Annotated in this window: 18 protein-coding genes; 9 read left to right on the top strand and 9 right to left on the bottom strand. The window is 71.6% G+C overall.

Features of this window, described 5'->3' with window-relative positions; genetic code table 11:
• Positions 1–63: 63 nt before the first annotated feature.
• The 4 genes from ABD194_RS05380 to ABD194_RS05365 all read right to left on the bottom strand — a co-directional run bounded on the left by ABD194_RS05380 (position 64) and on the right by ABD194_RS05365 (position 3,610).
• A complete protein-coding gene (locus ABD194_RS05380; protein ID WP_343988779.1) occupies positions 64–834 on the bottom strand; it encodes a sulfite exporter TauE/SafE family protein in 771 nt (256 codons plus the stop codon).
• A gap of 91 nt (positions 835–925) precedes the next feature.
• The gene (locus tag ABD194_RS05375; RefSeq protein ID WP_343988777.1) at positions 926–2,110 is read right to left on the bottom strand and encodes an SPFH domain-containing protein; all 1,185 of its coding nucleotides are present in this window, start codon (positions 2,108–2,110) and stop codon (positions 926–928) included.
• Positions 2,111–2,244: 134 nt separating this feature from the next.
• Positions 2,245–2,694 (bottom strand): NfeD family protein, encoded by a 450-nt coding sequence (locus ABD194_RS05370; protein ID WP_343988775.1) that lies wholly within the window; start codon positions 2,692–2,694, stop codon positions 2,245–2,247.
• Between the two features lie 130 nt (positions 2,695–2,824).
• Positions 2,825–3,610: an ABC transporter ATP-binding protein gene (locus tag ABD194_RS05365; RefSeq protein WP_343988773.1), complete on the bottom strand. Its 786-nt coding sequence runs from the start codon at positions 3,608–3,610 to the stop codon at positions 2,825–2,827.
• 60 nt (positions 3,611–3,670) lie between these two features.
• On the opposite strand from ABD194_RS05365, the gene ABD194_RS05360 reads away from it, so the two are divergent.
• On the top strand, positions 3,671–4,435 hold the full coding sequence (locus ABD194_RS05360; protein WP_343988771.1) for a hypothetical protein: 765 nt from the start codon (positions 3,671–3,673) through the stop codon (positions 4,433–4,435).
• On the opposite strand, the gene ABD194_RS05355 is transcribed toward ABD194_RS05360, so the two are convergent.
• Positions 4,436–4,861 carry a pilus assembly protein CpaE gene (locus ABD194_RS05355; protein ID WP_343988769.1) on the bottom strand — a complete coding sequence of 142 codons (426 nt, stop codon included), beginning with the start codon at positions 4,859–4,861 and terminating at the stop codon, positions 4,436–4,438. It lies immediately after the preceding gene.
• Positions 4,862–4,915: 54 nt separating this feature from the next.
• Here ABD194_RS05355 and ABD194_RS05350 point away from each other — a divergent pair, with 54 nt between their 5' ends.
• Positions 4,916–5,644, top strand: a complete 729-nt coding sequence (locus ABD194_RS05350) for a PIG-L deacetylase family protein (protein ID WP_343988767.1) — start codon at positions 4,916–4,918, stop codon at positions 5,642–5,644.
• A 12-nt stretch (positions 5,645–5,656) separates the two neighbouring features.
• Here ABD194_RS05350 and glgA read toward each other — a convergent pair whose 3' ends face one another.
• Positions 5,657–6,859, bottom strand: coding sequence for a glycogen synthase (gene glgA, locus ABD194_RS05345; RefSeq protein ID WP_343988766.1), 1,203 nt, complete (start codon positions 6,857–6,859; stop codon positions 5,657–5,659).
• A 117-nt stretch (positions 6,860–6,976) separates the two neighbouring features.
• On the opposite strand from glgA, the gene glgC reads away from it, so the two are divergent.
• The 5 genes from glgC (at position 6,977) to cphA (ending at position 14,452) form a co-directional block, all read left to right on the top strand.
• Positions 6,977–8,233: a glucose-1-phosphate adenylyltransferase gene (glgC, locus tag ABD194_RS05340; protein ID WP_343988765.1), complete on the top strand. Its 1,257-nt coding sequence runs from the start codon at positions 6,977–6,979 to the stop codon at positions 8,231–8,233.
• Between the two features lie 104 nt (positions 8,234–8,337).
• Complete coding sequence (locus ABD194_RS05335; protein ID WP_343988821.1) at positions 8,338–9,150, top strand: LLM class F420-dependent oxidoreductase; 813 nt, start codon at positions 8,338–8,340, stop codon at positions 9,148–9,150.
• Positions 9,151–9,286: 136 nt separating this feature from the next.
• Positions 9,287–10,531, top strand: coding sequence for a phosphoserine phosphatase SerB (gene serB / locus ABD194_RS05330; RefSeq protein WP_343988763.1), 1,245 nt, complete (start codon positions 9,287–9,289; stop codon positions 10,529–10,531).
• Between the two features lie 9 nt (positions 10,532–10,540).
• Positions 10,541–11,473 (top strand): cyanophycinase, encoded by a 933-nt coding sequence (locus ABD194_RS05325; RefSeq protein ID WP_343988761.1) that lies wholly within the window; start codon positions 10,541–10,543, stop codon positions 11,471–11,473.
• A gap of 87 nt (positions 11,474–11,560) precedes the next feature.
• Positions 11,561–14,452 carry a cyanophycin synthetase gene (cphA, locus tag ABD194_RS05320; RefSeq protein WP_343988759.1) on the top strand — a complete coding sequence of 964 codons (2,892 nt, stop codon included), beginning with the start codon at positions 11,561–11,563 and terminating at the stop codon, positions 14,450–14,452.
• Between the two features lie 245 nt (positions 14,453–14,697).
• Here cphA and ABD194_RS05315 read toward each other — a convergent pair whose 3' ends face one another.
• From ABD194_RS05315 to fabG, 3 genes are all read right to left on the bottom strand, one after another.
• The gene (locus tag ABD194_RS05315) at positions 14,698–16,959 is read right to left on the bottom strand and encodes a tetratricopeptide repeat protein (RefSeq protein WP_343988757.1); all 2,262 of its coding nucleotides are present in this window, start codon (positions 16,957–16,959) and stop codon (positions 14,698–14,700) included.
• A gap of 38 nt (positions 16,960–16,997) precedes the next feature.
• Positions 16,998–17,759, bottom strand: a complete 762-nt coding sequence (fabI, locus tag ABD194_RS05310) for an enoyl-ACP reductase FabI (protein ID WP_343988756.1) — start codon at positions 17,757–17,759, stop codon at positions 16,998–17,000.
• A gap of 74 nt (positions 17,760–17,833) precedes the next feature.
• Positions 17,834–18,568, bottom strand: a complete 735-nt coding sequence (gene fabG / locus ABD194_RS05305; protein ID WP_343988754.1) for a beta-ketoacyl-ACP reductase — start codon at positions 18,566–18,568, stop codon at positions 17,834–17,836.
• Positions 18,569–18,701: 133 nt separating this feature from the next.
• On the opposite strand from fabG, the gene ABD194_RS05300 reads away from it, so the two are divergent.
• Both ABD194_RS05300 and ABD194_RS05295 read left to right on the top strand, forming a co-directional pair.
• On the top strand, positions 18,702–18,968 hold the full coding sequence (locus ABD194_RS05300; protein WP_343988752.1) for a DUF3099 domain-containing protein: 267 nt from the start codon (positions 18,702–18,704) through the stop codon (positions 18,966–18,968).
• A complete protein-coding gene (locus ABD194_RS05295; protein WP_343988749.1) occupies positions 18,965–19,213 on the top strand; it encodes a hypothetical protein in 249 nt (82 codons plus the stop codon). Before ABD194_RS05300 ends, ABD194_RS05295 begins: the two co-directional genes overlap by 4 nt.
• Positions 19,214–19,223: the final 10 nt, after the last annotated feature.

Here is a 19,223-nt window from a genome sequence, read left to right as displayed (position 1 = left end):
GTGCGGCACCCTCGCCGCCCCCGCATCGCGTCGCCCCCGGGAGCGGACGACGCGGACCGACGCTCAAGGGAACCAGACCAGCTTGACGATGGCGACGACGCCGATCAGCAGGATCAGGGCGCGGAGCACGTTCGGCGGGATCCGGCGGCCCACGTGGGCGCCGATGATGCCGCCCACGAACGCACCGGCGGCGATGAGCACGACGACCAGCCAGTCGATGTGGTCGCGCGCGAAGAGCACGAAGACGGTCGCCGCCACGAAGTTCACGATGAGCGAGAGGACGTTCTTGTAGCCGTTGAGGCGCTGGAGCGGCTCGAGGCTGAGCGCACTGAGCAGGCCCATGATGAGCACGCCCTGCGCGGCGCCGAAGTAGCCGCCGTAGACGCCCGCCACGAAGACGCCGGCAGACATGGCGGGCGCGTGCCAGGCCGGCACCGGGCCGTCGTGGCCGGCGGGGTGGATGCGGGCCTGGATCGAGGGCCCGGCGACGACGAGCACGAGGGCGATGAGGATCAGCACCGGCACGATCGCCCGGAAGGCCGAGGCCGGCAGGACCAGGAGCAGGCTCGCCCCGACGATGGAGCCGAGGAACGACATCGGCATGAGACGGCGCAGCGTCTGCGCCTGCCCGGTCAGCTCGTGCCGGTAGCCCCAGGCACCCGTCACACCCCCGGCGACGAGCCCGATGTTGTTGGAGACGTTGGCGACCAGCGGGTTGACGCCGAAGAACAGCAGCGTCGGGAAGGTGATCAGCGTTCCCGAGCCCACGATGGTGTTGATGATGCCGGCACCCGTGCCGGCCAGCGCGACAGCGACCCCCGACCAGAAAGACACCCGGTCACCCTACAGAGGGTGACCGGGTGTCACTCTCGGTGGTTCGGTCCCGCTTGCGTATGCCGTGCGCGACCTCGCGTGAGAAGCCGGCTCAGCGCGTGGCGGGCGGCTCCGGGTCGGCTCCCGGCAGGTCCGCCGGCGCGGCCGGCACCGGGGCGTCGGCGGGCGGCGCGTCGGGGGCCACCGACGGTGCGGCGGTGGGCAGCGGCGGCACGTCGGCGGCCGGGCGCACGGAGGCGTGCGGACGCGTCAGGGGCTCGGTCGACTCCGCGCTGGCGGCCGCGGCCTGGTCACGCGCCTCGGCGAGCGCCTTCGCGGAGTCCTCCAGGATCGTCTCGGCGAAGGCGTCCTCCTGTGCGTCGGTCGTCTGCACCCACGACTCGTCATCGTCCTCGTTGATGCGGGTCTCGGATCCGCCCAACGCGTTCCCGATGCCCTTGAGAGCATCAGTCAGCTCGGAGGGGACGATCCACATCTTGTTGGAGTCGCCGCGGGCGATCTGCGGCAGCACCTGGAGGTACTGGTAGGCGAGCAGCTTCTGCGTCGGCTTGCCGCGGTGGATGGCCGAGAACACCTGCTGGATCGCGCGCGCCTGGCCCTGGGCCTCGAGGATGCGGGCCTGGGCCGAGCCCTCGGCGCGCAGGATCTGGCTCTGCTTCTCACCCTCGGCGGTGAGGATCGCGGACTGCTTGACACCCTCGGCCGTGAGGATGGCGGCGCGGCGGTCACGCTCGGCGCGCATCTGCTTCTCCATCGAGTCCTGCACCGAGTGCGGCGGGTCGATGGCCTTGAGCTCGACGCGGTTGACGCGGATGCCCCACTTGCCGGTGGCTTCGTCGAGCACCCCACGCAGCTGGCCGTTGATCTGGTCGCGGCTCGTCAGCGTCTGCTCGAGGTCGAGCGAGCCGATCACGTTGCGCAGCGTCGTGACCGTCAGCTGCTCGATGCCCTGGATGAAGTTGGCGATCTCGTAGACGGCCGACTTGGCGTCGATCACGGAGTAGTAGATGACCGTGTCGATGCTGACGACGAGGTTGTCGGAGGTGATGACCGGCTGGGGCGGGAAGGAGACGACCTGCTCACGCAGGTCGATGTTGGCGCGGACCTTGTCGACGAACGGCACGAGGAAGTGGATGCCGGCCTCGAGGGTCTTGCTGTAGCTGCCGAGGCGCTCGACGATCTGCGCCGTCTGCTGGGGCACGATGCGCACCGTGCGCACCACGATGATGAGCGCCACGATGACGATGAGGATGGGAATGATGACTACCGGCTCCACGACCTTCTCGACCTTCTCCCTGTGGGGTCCGTGCTCCCCCGAGGAGCCACGGTTGGTGCGGGTGGGTCGGACGACCCGCCCGTTCTCTCGGAACTGCTGGTGGTGACGGCGGCTCGGCGACCGCCCTTGCGGCTCTAGGAGCCGACGACGTGCGCACGCCGCACGATGGCGGTGGCTCCCTCGATGGAGTCGACGACGACCTCCTCGCCGGGTTCGATGTCGTCGCCCCGGGTCCGGGCGGACCAGGTCTCACCGGCGAGCTTGACCTGACCGCCCGCGGGGTTGACGCGGTCGATGGCGATCGCGGAGCGACCGACGTTGGCTGCGGCGCCCATGATCTGCGGCGGCGTCGTGGCCGTGAAGCGCTTCTTGAGCCAGGGGCGCAGGAGAGCGAGGAGGGCGACGGCCACCAGGCCGCCGACGATGGCCTGGACCACCGGAGGAAGTCCGAACGCCGCTGCGATGGCGCCCCCGGCGGCACCGCCGGCGAGCATCAGGAAGGTGAAGTCGACCGTGACGGTCTCGATGGCGACGAGCACGAGGGCGACCCCCAGCCAGACCATCCACGCCTGCCCCTCGGACACGTGACCACACCCTGCCTTCGTTCGCGTCGGCGATGGACACCGACGTCCCGTGCGTCACTTGTGTGACGTTCTCGATTGTCTCTCGGTTCCCGCCGGAGACCTACGGATCGAGAAGGCGCGCGGGTTGCGATCAGGACTCGGCGCGCGCCGTCCAGCGCTCCCCGCGCTGCTCGAGCACGAGCGGCAGTCCGAAGGTGGCGGTGAGGTTGTCGGCGGTGAGGGTCAGCGGGATGGGGCCGGCGGCCACGACCTTGCCGTCGCGGATCATCAGCACGTCGGTGAACGACGGCGGGATCTCCTCGACGTGGTGGGTGACCAGCACCATGGCCGGCGCCTCGGTGTCGGCCGCCAGCTCTCCCAGCCGGCGCACGAGGTCCTCGCGTCCGCCGAGGTCGAGGCCGGCGGCGGGCTCGTCGAGCAGCATCAGCTCGGGGTCGGTCATCAGGGCCCGGGCGATCTGGACGCGCTTGCGCTCGCCCTCGCTCAGCGTGCCGTAGGTGCGGTCGGCGAGGTGGTCGGCGCCGAGCGCCTTGAGCAGCTCCATGGCTCGGACGTAGTCCACGTGGTCGTAGGTCTCGCGCCAGCGGCCGATGATGCCGTAGGACGCGGTGACGACGACGTTGCCGACGAGCTCGTCACCCGGGATGCGCTCGGCCATCGAGGAGCTCGCCAGGCCGATGCGCGGCCGCAGCTCGAAGACGTCGACGGCGCCGAGGACCTCGCCCAGCACACCCGCGACCCCCGAGGACGGGTGCAGCCGCGCAGCCGCGATCTGCAGCAGCGTGGTCTTGCCGGCACCGTTGGCGCCCAGCACAACCCAGCGCTCGCCCTCCTCCACCTCCCAGGTGATGTCGTCGAGCAGCGTCGTGGTGCCGCGGCGGACGGTGACTCCGGCGAAGGCGAGGACGTCGCTCATGGCTCGACCCTATGGCACGGTCGCCGGGGCCGCCGTCCGGGCTCGCCCTAGGATGGCGTGGTGCCCGAGCTGCCCGCGTCCGTCCGGCTCGCGCTGTGGGTCACGGCCTCCTGGCACGGTGACCTCGGCACGACCGACGCCTTCGCCCGCGCCTTCCCCGACCTCGACCACGCCGCCGGCGACCTCGCCCGGCTCGACGTCTGGCGTGATCTCGGGGAGCAGGCGCTCTTCGTCGCGCTCCCCCGCCCCGGCGACCTCAGCCGTATGCCGCGTGGCTCCGCCCGGGCCACCGCGCACGCTGCCGAGGCGGGCGAGTGCGTCTTCGTCGCCGGTATCGGCGGCGTCCTCGTGCCCACGCTCTCCGAGTTCGGCCCGGAGGGCGACGTGGGCATCCGGGCCGACTGGACGGCCTACGAGGCGGATCCGCTGCCGCGTCACCGGATGGAGATGCTCGACCTGCGTGACATCGAGCGCGAGCTCATGACCGGGCTGCGCGACCACACGGCCCAGTTCGAGCAGGTCGGCGGGCACCCGTGGGGTGACCGGGCCCGGGCCGAGGCCCAGGCCGACCTCGACACGGCGCTGTGGGGCATCCCGGCGGCCACGTCGGGTCGGGCGCTGCGCATCATGTCGCTCGCCGCCAACCTCTCCCGCCTCGCGCACCGCACCGTCAGCCTCACCTCGCTGGGATCGGGCGGCCTGGACGCCGGCACCACGGAAGCACGGTCGCGGCTGCTCCGCGACCTCGCGGCCGACGCCGACACGGCTCTCGCCGACGCCACGAACGTCGCCGTCATGACGATCGCCGGCTGGCGGCCCGCCTGACTACTCCTGCCCGTCGCGTCCCGCCGCTGCCTCCAGGCGCGCGATGAGCGCGCGGGCGTAGGCCCGCTCGGCGTCGATGTCCGCGTGGCGCTCGACGGCGCCGGCGTGCCCGAGGACGGAGACGGCATACCCACCCTCGAGCTGTTCGAGCGCGACGAACGCCTCGCCGAGGAGGTCGCGCAGCTGGTCCTCACGCGGCAGCCAGACGACCTTGTCCCGCTCGACGCTGTCGAGCGCCCACTCGGTCGTGCCGTTGAAGCCGATCACGTCGCCCGTGGAGAAGTGGTGCACGTCGACGGTGATCTCGCTGATGACGAAGACCTCCTCCTCCATGCCCTTGACCGGCACGACGAAGCGGTCGCCGGAGACCGGCTCCCAGGTCAGCCCCGCATCGGTCAGCCGGCGGGCGAGCTCGATGGTCAGCATGCCCCCATCGTCACATCCGCCCGGGTCCTCGCCAAGAGACCCTAGATTCGGTCCATGACGCCGCCGAAGCTGGAGCCCCTCGACGAGAGCACCTTCGAGACCGTGCTGTGCGTCGCCGCCCATCCCGACGACCTCGAATACGGCCTCGCCGCGGCGGTGGACCGCTGGGTCCGCGCCGGCAAGACCGTCACCTACCTGCTCGTGACCCGGGGCGAGGCCGGCATCGGGACGATGCCTCCGGGACAGGCCGGGCCGCTGCGCGAGCAGGAGGAGCGGGACGGCGCGGCCCGGGTCGGGGTCGAGGTCGTGGAGTTCCTCGAGGGGTTCGCCGACGGGGTCGTGGAGCACGGCCTCCCGCTGCGCCGGGCCATCGCCCGCGAGATCCGACGACGCCGGCCGGACCTGCTCGTCACCATCACGTATGCCGACAGCTTCCGCGGCGGCGCCGTCAACCAGGCGGACCATCGCGCCGTCGGGCTGGCCGTGGTCGACGCGAGAGCCGACGCGGGCAACCGGTGGGTCTTCCCCGAGCTCGTCGACGAGGGCCACGAGCCGTGGCGGGTGGCCCGGGTCCTCATCGGCGCGGATCCCGAACCGACGCACTTCGTCGACGTCTCGGACCACTTCGACGCGGCTGTCGCCTCGCTGTCGGCCCACAAGCAGTACCTCTCGGCGCTCGGCCCCGACTACCCCGAGCCGAGCGAGCTGCTCGGCCAGATCCTCGGCGGCGCGGTCGATGACGTCGGCGTGCGCCACTCGGTCGCAGGACGCCTCATCGGCTGACCCGCCCTGCCCTCAGGGCTCGAGCACCGACCGGTAGACCTCGAGCGTGCGGTCGCCGATGGACGCCCACGAGAAGGAGTCGACAGCCCGCTGCCGGCCCGCCCGACCGAAGGCGCGCGCCCGGTCGACGTCCGACACGGCGTCGGTGAGGGCTGCGGCCAGGTCGGCGACGAACCGGTCCGGGTCGACGGGCGTGCCGGTGCCGTCCTGCACCTGCTCGATCGGCACCAGCCATCCGGTCCCGCCGTCGACGACCACCTCAGGGATGCCACCCGTCGCGGTGGCCACGACGGCGAGCTCGCAGGCCATGGCCTCGAGGTTGACGATGCCGAGCGGCTCGTAGACGGACGGGCACGCGAACACGGTGCCGTGGCTGAGCAGTGCCACGACCTCGTTGCGGGGCAGCATGTCGGGGATCCACACGACGCCCTCGCGCTGCGAGCGCAGCTCGTCCATCAGCCCCTCCACCTCCGCGAGGATCTCGGGGGTGTCCGGCGCGCCCGCGCAGAGGACGAGCTGGACATCGGGCGGCAGCTCGGCGCAGGCGCGGAGCAGGTAGGGCAGCCCCTTCTGCCGGGTGATGCGACCGACGAAGACGACCGACCGCTTCTCCGGGTCGACGCCGTGCCGCCGGACGATCTCGGCCGCGTCCGGCGAGCGGTCCGGCGACCACAGCTGCGAGTCGATCCCGTTGTGCACCACGTGAACCCGCGACGGGTCGAGGGAGGGATAGCTGCGGAGGATGTCCTCCCGCATACCCGCGCTCACGGCGACCACGGCGGCGGCCGCTTCGTAGGCGGTGCGCTCCGCCCACGACGACACGCGGTAGCCGCCGCCGAGCTGCTCGGCCTTCCAGGGACGCATGGGCTCGAGGGAGTGCGCGGTGACGACGTGCGGCATACCGCCCAGGAGCGAGGCCAGGTGGCCGGCCATGTTGGCGTACCAGGTGTGCGAGTGCACGAGGTCGGCCCCGACGCAGTCGCCCGCCATGCCGACGTCGACGCCGAGCGTCTGCAGCGCGGCGTTGCCGCGCGCCAGCTCGGGCAGGTCGGGGTATGCCGTCGTGTCGGCCTCCTCGCGCGGCGCGCCGAAACAGCGCACCTGCACCTCGAGGTCGCCTCGGGCGCGAAGGGCCCTGACGAGCTCGGCCACGTGAACACCCGCACCTCCGTAGATGGCCGGCGGGTACTCCTTGCTGAGAATGTCGACGCGCACGATCCGACCCTAGTGCCGGCGGTCGCCCACCACCGGATGAAGACCGGAGGGTGAAGACGTGTCCATCTTGCGTGCCGACCCGCCCCCTGCGTGCACTGCTGCCCTAGGGTGGCGTGCATGGCCCGACGAAGCCCAGCCGCTGGTCCGAAAGTCCTCGCGATCGTGCTCGCCGGCGGCGAGGGCAAGAGGTTGATGCCGCTCACCGCCGACCGCGCCAAACCTGCAGTGCCGTTCGCCGGCATCTACCGGCTCATCGACCTGGCGCTGTCCAACGTCGTGAACTCCGGCTACCTGCAGGTCGTCGTGCTGACGCAGTACAAGTCGCACAGCCTCGACGCGCACGTGACCAAGACGTGGCGCATGTCGACCCTCCTCGGCAACTACGTCACGACCGTGCCCGCGCAGCAGCGCGTCGACAAGAACTGGTACCTCGGCAGCGCCGACGCGATCTACCAGAGCCTCAACCTGATCCACGACGAGCGGCCCGACATCGTCGTCGTCGTCGGGGCCGACCACGTCTACCGCATGGACTTCAGCGCGATGGTCGAGCAGCACATCGAGTCGGGTGCGGCCTGCACCGTCGCCGCGATCCGCCAGCCCATCTCGCTCGCCAACCAGTTCGGCGTCATCGAGGTCGACGACGACGATCCGTCCAAGATCGCCGCGTTCCTCGAGAAGCCCAGTGAACCCAAGGGCCTGCCCGACAACCCCGACGAGGTGCTGGCCTCCATGGGCAACTACGTCTTCACCGCCTCTGCCCTGGAGCAGGCCGTCAGCGCCGACCGCGAGACCGAGTCCAACCACGACATGGGCGGCGACATCGTGCCGTGGTTCGTCGCGCGGGGCGAGGCCGGCGTCTACGACTTCAAGGACAACGAGGTGCCGGGCGCGACCGACCGCGACCGCGGCTACTGGCGCGACGTCGGCACCATCGAGTCGTACTACGACGCGCACATGGACCTCATCTCGATCCACCCGGTGTTCAACCTCTACAACTACGAGTGGCCGATCTACACGAGCCACAGTCCCTACCCGCCGGCGAAGTTCGTGCACGGCAGCGGCGACCGCATCGGCGAGGCCCTGAACTCGGCCGTCTCCCCCGGCGTCGTCGTCTCCGGCGCGCACATCTACGCGTCGGTGCTCTCGCCGCTCGTCAAGGTGCACTCGTACGCCAGCATCCAGGGCTCCGTGCTGCTCGACGGCGTCGAGGTGCACCGGCACGCCCAGATCCGGCGCGCGATCATCGACAAGTTCGTCGTGATCCCGGAGGGCTGCCAGATCGGCATCGACCACGAGCACGACCGCGCGCGAGGCCTGCACGTCACCGAGAGCGGCATCGTGGTGGTCGGCAAGGGCCAGGTCGTCACCCGGTGACCACCCCGGGGCCGACAACCGAGAAGGCGACCGAGCAGGCCGAACCGACCGCCGACGCAGGACCTCTCGCGAGCGCCGACGACCCGCGTCCGGCGCGGGTCGGCATCCAGGTGCCGCCGCAGCACGCCACGTGGGCGCAGATCCGACGTACCGCCGCCACGCTCGAGGAGATGGGCGTCGACCTGCTCCTCAACTGGGACCACTTCTTCCCTCTGAGTGGCGACCGGGCCGGCCTGCACTTCGAGTGCTGGACGATGCTCGGCGCGTGGGCCGAGTCGACCGAGTCCGTCGAGATCGGCGCGCTCGTCACGTGCAACAGCTACCGCAACCCGAGCCTGCTCGCCGACATGGCGCGCACCGTGGACCACATGAGCGGCGGGCGGCTGGTCCTCGGGATCGGCTCCGGCTGGAAGCAGCTCGACTACGACGAGTACGGCTACGAGTTCGGCACCGCGGGTGGGCGCCTGGACGACCTGGCGCGGGACCTGCCCGTCATCCGTGACCGGTGGACGCGTCTCAACCCGCCACCGACCCGGGACATCCCGATCCTCATCGGTGGTGGTGGCGAGAAGAAGACGCTGCGGATCGTCGCCGAGCACGCCGACATCTGGCACGGCTTCGGCGACCCGGAGGAGATCACGCGCAAGCACCGGGTGCTCGACGAGTGGTGTGCCCGCCGCGGTCGCGACCCGCTCGAGATCGAGCGCTCGGCGGGCGTGGCGTTCGTGCCCGGACGCAACCCCGACCAGACGGGCGACTACGCGAACAACGCCGAGCAGCTGCACGCCCTGGGCACGCGGCTCTTCACGGCGAGCGTCGCCGCGGCCGACCCGGACCTGGCGCGCGTGCGCGACCTGCTCCAGTGGCGCGACGAGGTCAACGCCCGTCAGGCACGAGCAGAGGTCGTCCCCGGCTGAGGGGGTGCCAGCCGTCCGGGCGACGGGTCGTGCGCGCCTGAGGAGCGGGACGGCATACGTCCTCGGGTCGCGACGCGTCTCGCCGTATGCCGGAAGGTGGCGCGGGCGCGGGCGTGCCGTCACTACCCTGACGCGGGTGACCGACGCCAGCAGCGACGCAACGGACTTCCAGAACCTCAGTGTCACCGTCACGGGCGACGACCGGCCCGGTGTCACCGGGACCCTCCTCGGGGCCCTGTCCGGCTTCGGCGCGGAGGTGCTGGACATCCAGCAGGTCGTCGTCCAGGGACACCTGACCCTGACGGTGCTGCTGCGGCCCGGCGACCAGGTCGAGCAGCTGCGCGACGCCGCAGCGGTCGCCGCGCACCGGCTGGGTCTGACGCTCACCGTCATCGCCGGCACCGGGGACAACCCCCGTTCCCGGCAGGGTCGCGCGGCCGTCGTGGTCCTCGGGGCCCCGCTGCGTGCCGACGCCGTCTCCCTCGTCACCTCCCGGATCGCCGAGCACGGTGCCAACATCGACCGGATCCGCCGCCTCTCGCGCTACCCGGTCACGACCGTCGAGTTCGACATCTCGGGCGCCGACGTGTCGTCGCTGCGCACCGAGCTCGCCCTCGTCGCCACCTCCAACGGCATCGACGTCGCCGTGGCCCCGGGCGGCCTCGCCCGTCGGGGCCGGCGCCTCGTCGTGCTCGACGTCGACTCCACGCTGATCCAGCAGGAGGTCATCGAGCTGCTGGCCGCGCACTGCGGACGCGAGGCCGAGGTCGCCGAGGTCACCGCGCGGGCGATGGCCGGCGAGCTCGACTTCGAGGAGTCGCTGCGGGCGCGGGTGGCCACCCTGGCCGGGCTCCCTGCCACCGCGCTCGAGGAGGTGCGCCGGGCCGTCCAGCTCACGCCGGGCGCCCGGACGCTCGTGCGCACGCTCAAGCGGCTGGGCTTCACCGTCGGCCTCGTGAGCGGCGGGTTCATCGAGATCGTCGGCAGTCTCGCGGAGGACCTCGACATCGACCACACCCGCGCCAACCGCCTCGAGATCGAGGACGGCCGCCTGACCGGGCGGGTCGTCGGCGAGGTGGTGGACCGCGCCGGCAAGGCCCGCGCCCTGCGCGAGTTCGCCGAGCAGGAGGGGCTGCCGCTCAGCCGCACGGTCGCCATCGGGGACGGCGCGAACGACCTCGACATGCTCGACATCGCCGGCCTGGGCGTCGCCTTCAACGCCAAGCCGATCGTCCAGGAGCAGGCCCAGACCTCCGTCAACGTGCCCTACCTCGACTCGGTCCTCTACCTGCTCGGCATCTCCCGCGACGAGATCGAGCAGGCCGATCTCGACGACGGCACGCCGACCCAGGCTCCGCCGGTGCCGCACGCCCGTCACTAGGCTGGCGCGATGCAGACCGCGGCTCCACCGTCCACCTCCTCCGCGTCGGATGCCTCCCGCTCGGACGACGTGCGCCGCACCCTCCTGATCATCGGCGGGGCGGAGGACCGCATCGGTCGCTCGGTCGTGCTGAAGCGCTTCGTCAAGCTGGCCGGCGGCCACCGCGGGCACATCGTCCTCATCCCGACGGCCTCGTCGTTCGCCGAGGAGGTCTCCGAGTCCTACCGGGACGTCTTCACCCGGCTGCGCGGTGGCGACGTCACCGTCGTGCACCCCGAGACCCGCCGCGACGCGAGCGACACCGCCATGGTGGAGGCGCTCGACACCGCGACCGGCGTCTTCCTCACCGGCGGCAGCCAGGTCAAGCTCGCCCAGAACATCGTCGGCACGCCGGTGGGCGACGCCGTCGTCCGTGCCTACCATCGCGGCGCCGTCGTCGCGGGCACGTCGGCGGGGGCCTCGATCATGAGCCGCTTCATGATCTCGCTCGGCGAGGAGGGGCTGACGCCGCGCCAGCGCGCGAGCCAGGTCTCGGCCGGGCTCGGCCTCGTCGAGGACATCATCATCGACCAGCACTTCGACCAGCGCGGGCGCTACGGACGGCTCATGTCCATGGTGGCGGCATCGCCCAACCTGCTCGGCATGGGCATCGACGAGAACACGGCCGGCGAGATCCGTGGTGGCCGCGTCATGTCGGTCCTCGGGGCCGGCTCGATCTTCGTCATCAACGCGCGCAACGCGATCACCGACGCACCCGAGGCGCGCCGCGGCGCCCCCCTCCTGGTTTCCGGCGCGGTGGTGCACTCACTGCCCACGGGCAGTACCTTCGACCTCGACCACGTCGAGCTGACCGCCTTCGTCGAACGCCATCCGGACGTCGAGGGGGCGGTGGTCCCGGCGAAGGAACGAACGGCGGCCTCGACGGGCAACGCCGCTCGCTGAGTCCGCTCGCCCGCCACATCGCAGCAGCAACGGTCGACGGGACGTGTCGCACGGCGCATCCCCACCCGGCCCCGTAGGAGGAGACCCATGGCCGTCGAGGTACCCACCCCCACAGGCCCGGCGCGACCGGACCTGAAGATCCTCGAGACCCGGATCTACCGCGGACCGAACGTCTGGTCGTACCAGCAGGCGATCCACCTCGTCGTCGACCTCGGCAGCCTGGAGGAGTACCCGACGGTCTCCCTCCCCGGCTTCACCGACCAGCTCGTCGAGCTCGTGCCCGGTCTCGACCGGCACACCTGCTCCCGGGGACGACGCGGAGGGTTCATCGAACGGCTGCACGAGGGCACCTGGCTCGGTCACGTCGCCGAGCACGTCGCCCTGCAGCTGCAGACCCTCGCCGGCCACGACTCCCGGCGCGGCAAGACCCGTGCGGTCAAGGGCGAGCCCGGCCGCTACAACGTGGTCTACAGCTACACCGACGAGACGGTGGGCGTCGCCGCCGGCAAGCTGGCCGTACGCCTCATCAACCACCTCGTCGACGCCGAGGACGGCTTCGACTTCGAGGCCGAGCTCAACGCGTTCCTGCGCCAGGCGGAGCGGGTCGCCTTCGGCCCGTCGACCTCGGCCATCCTCGAGGAGGCGGCGTCGCGCGACATTCCCTACATCCGCCTCAACTCCGCATCCCTCGTGCAGCTCGGGCAGGGCGTCCACGCCCAGCGCATCCGGGCGACGATGACCTCGAAGACCGGCGCGCTCGCCGTCGACATCGCGAGCGACAAGGACCTGACCACCAAGCTCCTCGGCTCCGCGGGCCTTCCCGTGCCGAAGCAGGAGGCCGTGCGCACGGTGCGCGGAGCGCTCGAGGCCGCCCGCCGCATCGGCTTCCCCGTCGTCGTCAAGCCGCTCGACGGCAACCACGGACGCGGCGTGTGCCTCGACCTCACGAGCGACGAGGAGGTCGAGAAGGCGTTCGACATCGCCAGGGCGCAGTCGCGGCGCGGCACGATCATCGTCGAGTCGTTCGTCACGGGCCGCGACTACCGCTGCCTCATCGTCGGCGGCAAGATGCAGGCCATCGCCGAGCGGGTGCCCGCGCACGTCGTCGGCGACGGCACCCACACCGTGGGCGAGCTCGTCGAGATCACCAATGCCGACCCCCGGCGAGGCGTCGGGCACGAGAAGGTCCTGACCAAGATCAAGGTGGACGCCAACGCCCTCGCGGTGCTGGCCGGGCAGGGGCACACGCTCGAGTCGGTGCCTGCCGATGGTGAGATGGTCAAGCTCGCGCTCACCGGCAACATGTCCACCGGCGGTATCTCGATCGACCGGACCTACGACGCGCACCCCGACAACGTCGAGATCGCCGAGGAGGCCGCGCGCATCGTCGGGCTCGACGTCGCCGGCATCGACTTCATCTGCCCCGACATCACCTATCCGGTGCGCGAGACGGGCGGCGCCATCTGCGAGGTCAACGCCGCTCCCGGCTTCCGCATGCACACCCACCCCACGGTGGGTGAGCCGCAGTTCATCGCCAAGCCCGTGGTCGACCTGCTCTTCCCGCCCGGCACCCAGTCGCGGGTGCCCATCGTCGCCGTCACCGGCACCAACGGCAAGACCACGACCTCGCGCATGATCGCCCACATCTTCAAGGGCCTCGGGCGCAAGGTCGGCATGACCTCCACCGACGGCGTCGTCATCGACGAGCGGCTCGTCATCAAGGCGGACGCGTCGGGGCCGCGGTCCGCGCGCATGGTGCTGCAGAACCCCCGCGTCGACTTCGCGGTCATGGAGGTGGCGCGTGGCGGCATACTCCGGGAAGGCCTGGGCTACGACCGCAACGACATCGCCGTCGTCACCAACATCGCCCCCGACCACCTCGGGATGAAGGGCATCGACACGCTCCGCCAGCTGGCCGACGTCAAGGCCGTCATCGTCGAGGCTGTGCCGCGCGACGGCTTCGCGGTGCTCAACGCCGACGACCCGCACGTGCGCAACATGCGCCGCCGGTGCTCCGGAGGCATCGTCTGGTTCTCCATGGCCGAGCCGGGCAGCGAGGTCCGCGAGTTCGTCGACGACTACTGCCGTCGCGGCGGCCGAGCCGTCGTCCTCGACCCGAGTGAGCGGGGCGAGATGATCGTCATCAAGCACGGCCGCCGCAGCATGCAGCTCGCTTGGACCCATCTGCTGCCGGCCACCTTCGGCGGGGCGGCCCGCTTCAACATCGCCAACGCGCTGGCGGCGGCCGGGGCGGCCTTCGCGGGCGGCGCCCCGCTCCACGACATCCGTCAGGGCCTGCGCACCTTCGCGACCACGTACTACCTCTCCCCCGGACGCCTCAACCTCGTGCAGGTCGGCAACGCCGACGTCTTCGTGGACTACTGCCACAACGCCGCCGGGATGAAGGAGCTCGGCGTCTTCGTCGACCGCTACGCCGAGCAGAAGCAGGGCCAGTCGGACCTCGGACGCACCTCTCGCATCGGCATGATCGGCGCTGCGGGTGACCGCCGGGACGACGACATCCGCGAGCTCGGCGAGGTCGCGGCCCACCACTTCGACGTCGTCGTCGTCCGCGAGGACGCCCGCCTGCGCGGCCGTCGACCCGGCGAGTCGGCCCAGCTGGTGGCCGAGGGTGCACGGAAGGCCATGGCCGACGGCGCGCGCTGCCGACAGGTCGAGATCGTCCTCGACGAGCTCGAGGCGACCCGCCACGTGCTGGCCCGCACCAACCCCGGCGATGTCGTCGTCATGTGCGTCGACAACCACGCCCGCGTGGTCGCCGAGCTCGAGGAGCGCACGAACTCCGCGCAGGCCGGCGCGCGCCTCGGCACCCCCGGCGCCGGGACCAGCGACCCCGACCTCGACCCGAGCACCCTCACCGAGACGGCCGAGGCCGAGGGGGACGAGGCCGAGGGCGAGGCCCTGGCGACCGTTCCCTCCGAGGCCCAGCCGGCGGCGCTCGACGACACAGCCGTCTGACCCTCTCCCACACGCCGGCCGCGCGGGCGTGTGCGAAAGCTGGGCCACCAACCGCGCCTTGGCGCACTTCGAGGCGTCGCCGCGCCCGAATCTCGGTTGAAAGTGCGCCATGGCGCAGTTGGAGCCGTCGCCACGCCCGATTCTCGGCTGGAGATGCGCCACGGCGCGTTTGCGTATGCCGGTCGGCGTGATCCCCGGGCCGCGCGCTTGCGTATTTGGCTCGGCGCGGTCCGCGGGCGAGCGGTTCAGTCGGTGGCGGGTGCCAGCTCGTCGGCGTACGTCCGCAGCGCCCGGCGGTAGGCCTGGGTGTCGACGTCGGTGGTGGCCTCGAGCGTGGACCGGATGAGGTCGGCGACGGCCTGTCGCTCCTGCCCGAGATCGGCCTGGACCAGGGCCCGGAGCAGCAGCGCAGCCGTGTTGTGGGGGCGCGTCTCGAGCACGTCGGCGACGTGCCGCTGCGCCTCGGGGGCGCGGCCGACGACGCGCAGGCTGGACGCGAGCTGCAGCTGGGCGCGGTGCCGGTGGGGTTCTCGCAGCCCGCAGGCGAGAGCCTCCTCGTAGAGCCCGATGGCGCCCTGCTCGTCGCCCATCGCATCCTTCGCCCCCGCCAGCTCGAAGAGGAGCCTGGGGTCCTGCGGGTGCTCGGCCACGAGCGCCTGCGCCCTCTCCTGCCGTGCCTGGGGGTCCTCGGTCGCCCACAGCGCGGCGATCTCGGCCTCGAGCTCGTGCTCGCCACGGGCCGCGACGACCTTGCGCCGGATCGCGCGGGCGTCGTCGACCGACCCGCCGTGTTCGCGGATCCAGCGGTCGACCTCGGTGCGCTCGGCGTGGCACATCAGGGCGATGACGTCGCCGTCGAGCGCGTGCGGCACGAGCGCTTCCAGCGACGCGAGCTCGGTGCCGAAGTCGGGGACGTCGAGGACCCCCACCCTGGCCAGGCCCTCGCGGAAGAGGGCCAGCAGGTCCTCCGGCCGGCGTCCCCTCAGGTAGCGCTCGGCGACCTTGAGGACGACCTCCTCGGCGCCGCGGCCGGCGATCTCACCCATGGCCACGATGGCCTCGTCGGCGCGGTCACCGGCGCAGCCGAGGCCTAGCCGGACGGCGCCACCCGGCGCCGCCAGCCCTCGCGCCACCTCGAGCAGCGCCTCGAGGCCGGCCTCGTTGTGGGCCATGTCCATGATGACCGTCGCCCTGCCACCGCCCTCCAGCCGCAGCGTGTAGGTGTTGAGACGGCCCCAGTTGTGCTCGGGGTCGGGTGCGAACGTGCGGAGGCCCTCGACGACGGCCGAGCGAGGCACGCCGAGGCCCAGGGCCGCAGCAGCGCCGGCGAGGGCGTTGGCGATGTTGTTGCGGGAGAGCCCGCTCAAGGTGATGGGGACGTCGACGATCTTGACGAGCCGGTCCGGATCGCCGTTGGGCGACAGGACGACGATCTCGCCGTCGAGCACCGTGATCCCCCGGCCGCCGGCGTTGATCGACTCCCAGAGGGCGGGCGAGGCCGGGTCGAGGCTGAACGCCCAGGGCTTGGCCCTGATGCCGAAGTGCATGGCCCACACGCGTGGGTCGTCGCCGTTGAGCACGACCCATCCCTGCGGCTTGGTCACCGTCGTGACGATGGCCTTGACCTCGGCGAGCTGGTCGAGGGTGTCGATGCCCTGCAGGCCGAGGTGGTCGGCGCTGACGTTCGTCACGACGCTGACGTCGTTGGCCGTGACGCCCATCCCCTTGAGGAGCATCCCGCCACGGGCCGTCTCGAGGATGCCGATGTCGAGGCCCGGCGTCGCCAGCACGCCCCGGGCGCCTGCGGGGCCGGAGAAGTCGCCCTCCTCCTTGGTCTCCCCCATGACGACGATGCCGTCGGTCGAGCTCCAGGCCGTGGTCAGGCCGGCGGCCATGCACATGTGGGCCATGAGACGCGTCGTCGTCGTCTTGCCGTTGGTGCCGGTCACCGACGCCACGGGGACCGTCGGAGTGAGCACGCTCGGCCCCGGCCCGTCCGGTGCGGCGAGGATGACGGCCGCCGCCTCCTCGATCACGACGTCGGCCCTCCGAGAGGTGTCGAGCAGCCTCGCCATCACGAGACCGACCTGCTCGCCGGCGACCCGACCGCGCGTGCGGTGCACCCACGGGAATGCCAGCACGACGTCCTCGACCGTCCGCCCGGCGCGAACGCGTACGCCCAGGCGCCCCGCGCCGATCTCGGTGCCGAGCCGGCGCATCACGGTGCGCAGCAGACGCATGACGAAGCGCTGACGCAGCGCCGTCCCGCGCTTGCCCGGCCTGGCCGAGCGCAGGCCGAGGCGCCCGGCCAGGGCCTCGGCCTCGGTGCGCCGGAGCTGCAGGTAGCCGGGCAGGTCCAGGAGGACCTTGATGGCCGGCCTCGAGAAGTAGAGGTTGGGCCCGTCGAGCACCCGCACCTCGTCCACCCGGACGCCGTCCGGCCCGGTGTGAGCGCCCGCCTCAGGTTCGGTCGTCAGGGCTCTGGACTCGGTCCCGGGGTCAGGCATGGGCAGACTCTAGCGAGACGACGACAGGGCCTGCTCGCTCACTGCCCCATGGCGTGCACCCCGCCGTCGACGTGGACGATCTCGCCCGTCGTCGCGGGGAACCAGTCCGACAGCAGGGCGGCGCAGGCCTTCGCTGCGGGGACCGCGTCGTTGACGTCCCAACCGAGCGGTGCTCGCTCGTCCCAGACCTGCTCGAACTGCTCGAAGCCGGGGATCGACTTCGCGGCCGTGGTGCGGATCGGGCCGGCGGCGACGAGGTTGCAGCGCACGTTCTTCGGCCCGAGGTCGCGGGCGAGGTAGCGGTTGGTGGACTCGAAGGCGGCCTTGGCCACGCCCATCCAGTCGTAGACCGGCCACGCGAACTTCGCGTCGAAGGTCAGGCCCACGACCGAGCCACCCTCAGACATGAGCGGCAGCGTCGCGACCGCGAGGGACTTGAGGCTGTAGGCCGAGATCTGCAGGGCCGTGGACACGTCGTCCCACGTGCCCTCGAGGAAGTTGAACGCGCCCTGCGGCGCGAAGCCGATCGAGTGCAGCACCCCGTCGAGGCCGTCGACGTGCTCGCGCAGCCGGTCGGCGAGGGTGTCGAGGTGCTCCTGGTCGGCGACGTCGAGCTCGATCACGGTGGGCGTCTCCGGCAGCCGCTTGGCGATCGTCTGGGTGATCCGCATCGTGCGTCCGAAGGAGGTGAGGACGACGGTGGCCCCCTCCTCCTGCGCGATCTTCGCGACGTGGAACGCGATCGAGCTGTCCATCAGGACACCGGTGATGAGGAGCTTCTTGCCTTCGAGGATTCCCATGCCTGCGACTTTCTCGTGTGGGGTGCCGTGGCCGCGCGAGCGCGCGGCCGGCGTACGTATGCCGTGTGGTGGGCTCAGTGCCCCATGCCGAGCCCGCCGTCGACGGGGATCACCGCACCGGTGATGTAGGCGGCGTCGTCGCCGGCCACGAAGCGGACGACGGACGCCACCTCCTCCGGAGTGGCGAAGCGGCCGGCGGGGATGCTGGCGAGGTAGGCCTTCTTCTGCTCCTCGGGGAGCACGGCCGTCATCTCGGTGTCGATGAAGCCGGGGGCCACGACGTTGGCCGTGATGCCGCGCCCGCCGAGCTCGCGCGAGATGGAGCGGGCAAGGCCCACGAGCCCGGCCTTGGACGCGGCGTAGTTGGCCTGGCCGGGCGAGCCGTAGAGGCCGACGACGCTGCTGATGAGGACGATGCGGCCCCGGCGCTTGCGGATCATCCCCGTCGCCGCGCGACGGGCGCAGCGGAAGGCGCCGGCGAGGTTGGTGTCGATGACGGAGTCGAAGTCGTCGTCGCTCATGCGCATCAGGAGCGTGTCGCGCGTGATGCCGGCGTTGGCCACGAGCACCTCGACGGGGCCGCCGAAGATCTCCTCGGCCGCGGTGAAGGCGGCGTCGACGGAGGCCGAGTCCGTGACCTCGCACTGCACGCCCCGCAGCCCCTCCGGCGGCTCGCCCGAACGGTGCGTGATGACGACGTCGTCGCCGGCGTCGGCGAAGGCCCGGGCGATGGCCAGCCCGATGCCGCGGTTGCCGCCGGTCACGAGCACGTTTCGCGCCTGGGTCGTCGACGCTTCGTTCGTGGGCACTGGTGGGTTCCTCCATCGGTCCGGCGGTTTCCTGCCCCGAAACCTAACGGACTACCGAAGGGTAGACAGCACCACGGCTCGCCGCTCGGAACAGGCTTATGGTGGAAGGGTGCCAAGAGCCAAGAAGCAACCCGTGGTGTACTCCGTCACCTCGGCCCCGACGTCCACGACGGACGACCAGGACAAGCGCATCAAGCGCTACCTGACGATGATGGGCATCCGCATCGCCTGCTTCGGTCTCGTCTTCGTCACCTCGGGCTGGCTTCGCTGGGCGGCTGTCCTCGCGGCGGTGTTCATCCCCTACATCGCCGTGGTCATCGCGAACGCCGTCGCTCCCCGACAGCCGGGCAGCCTCCAGTCGGTGACCCCGCAGGACGACCTGCACCGCATCGAGCAGTGAGCGCCGCAGAGCCGACGCCTGACCTCCCGGAGGCCGGCGATCGCCACGTGTGCAGCGCCAAGGGCTGCCGGCAGGCAGCCGTTCACGCCGTGGTCTGGAACAACCCGAAGCTCCACGCCCCGGACCGTCGCAAGGTGTGGCTCGCCTGTGACGAGCACCGCCGGAGCCTCGCGGACTTCGTCGCCCTCCGCGGCTTCCTCATCGAGGTCGTCCCGGTCGAGCAGCTGACCGACGCCGACGGCTGAGCCGCGGGCG

It is taken from the genome of Terrabacter terrae, from assembly GCF_039529575.1.
Taxonomy (GTDB): domain Bacteria; phylum Actinomycetota; class Actinomycetes; order Actinomycetales; family Dermatophilaceae; genus Terrabacter; species Terrabacter terrae.
This window is presented reverse-complemented; position numbering and strand designations above follow the sequence as displayed.

What these genes read in the sequence shown, in the direction of transcription:
- cphA (WP_343988759.1), top strand. Translation starts at nt 11,561, where the DNA reads ATGGCCGTCGAGGTACCCACCCCCACAGGCCCGGCGCGACCGGACCTG.
- ABD194_RS05315 (WP_343988757.1), bottom strand. Translation starts at nt 16,959, where the DNA reads ATGCCTGACCCCGGGACCGAGTCCAGAGCCCTGACGACCGAACCTGAG.
- ABD194_RS05365 (WP_343988773.1), bottom strand. Translation starts at nt 3,610, where the DNA reads ATGAGCGACGTCCTCGCCTTCGCCGGAGTCACCGTCCGCCGCGGCACC.
- fabI (WP_343988756.1), bottom strand. Translation starts at nt 17,759, where the DNA reads ATGGGAATCCTCGAAGGCAAGAAGCTCCTCATCACCGGTGTCCTGATG.
- ABD194_RS05350 (WP_343988767.1), top strand. Translation starts at nt 4,916, where the DNA reads ATGACGCCGCCGAAGCTGGAGCCCCTCGACGAGAGCACCTTCGAGACC.
- ABD194_RS05325 (WP_343988761.1), top strand. Translation starts at nt 10,541, where the DNA reads ATGCAGACCGCGGCTCCACCGTCCACCTCCTCCGCGTCGGATGCCTCC.
- glgC (WP_343988765.1), top strand. Translation starts at nt 6,977, where the DNA reads ATGGCCCGACGAAGCCCAGCCGCTGGTCCGAAAGTCCTCGCGATCGTG.
- ABD194_RS05355 (WP_343988769.1), bottom strand. Translation starts at nt 4,861, where the DNA reads ATGCTGACCATCGAGCTCGCCCGCCGGCTGACCGATGCGGGGCTGACC.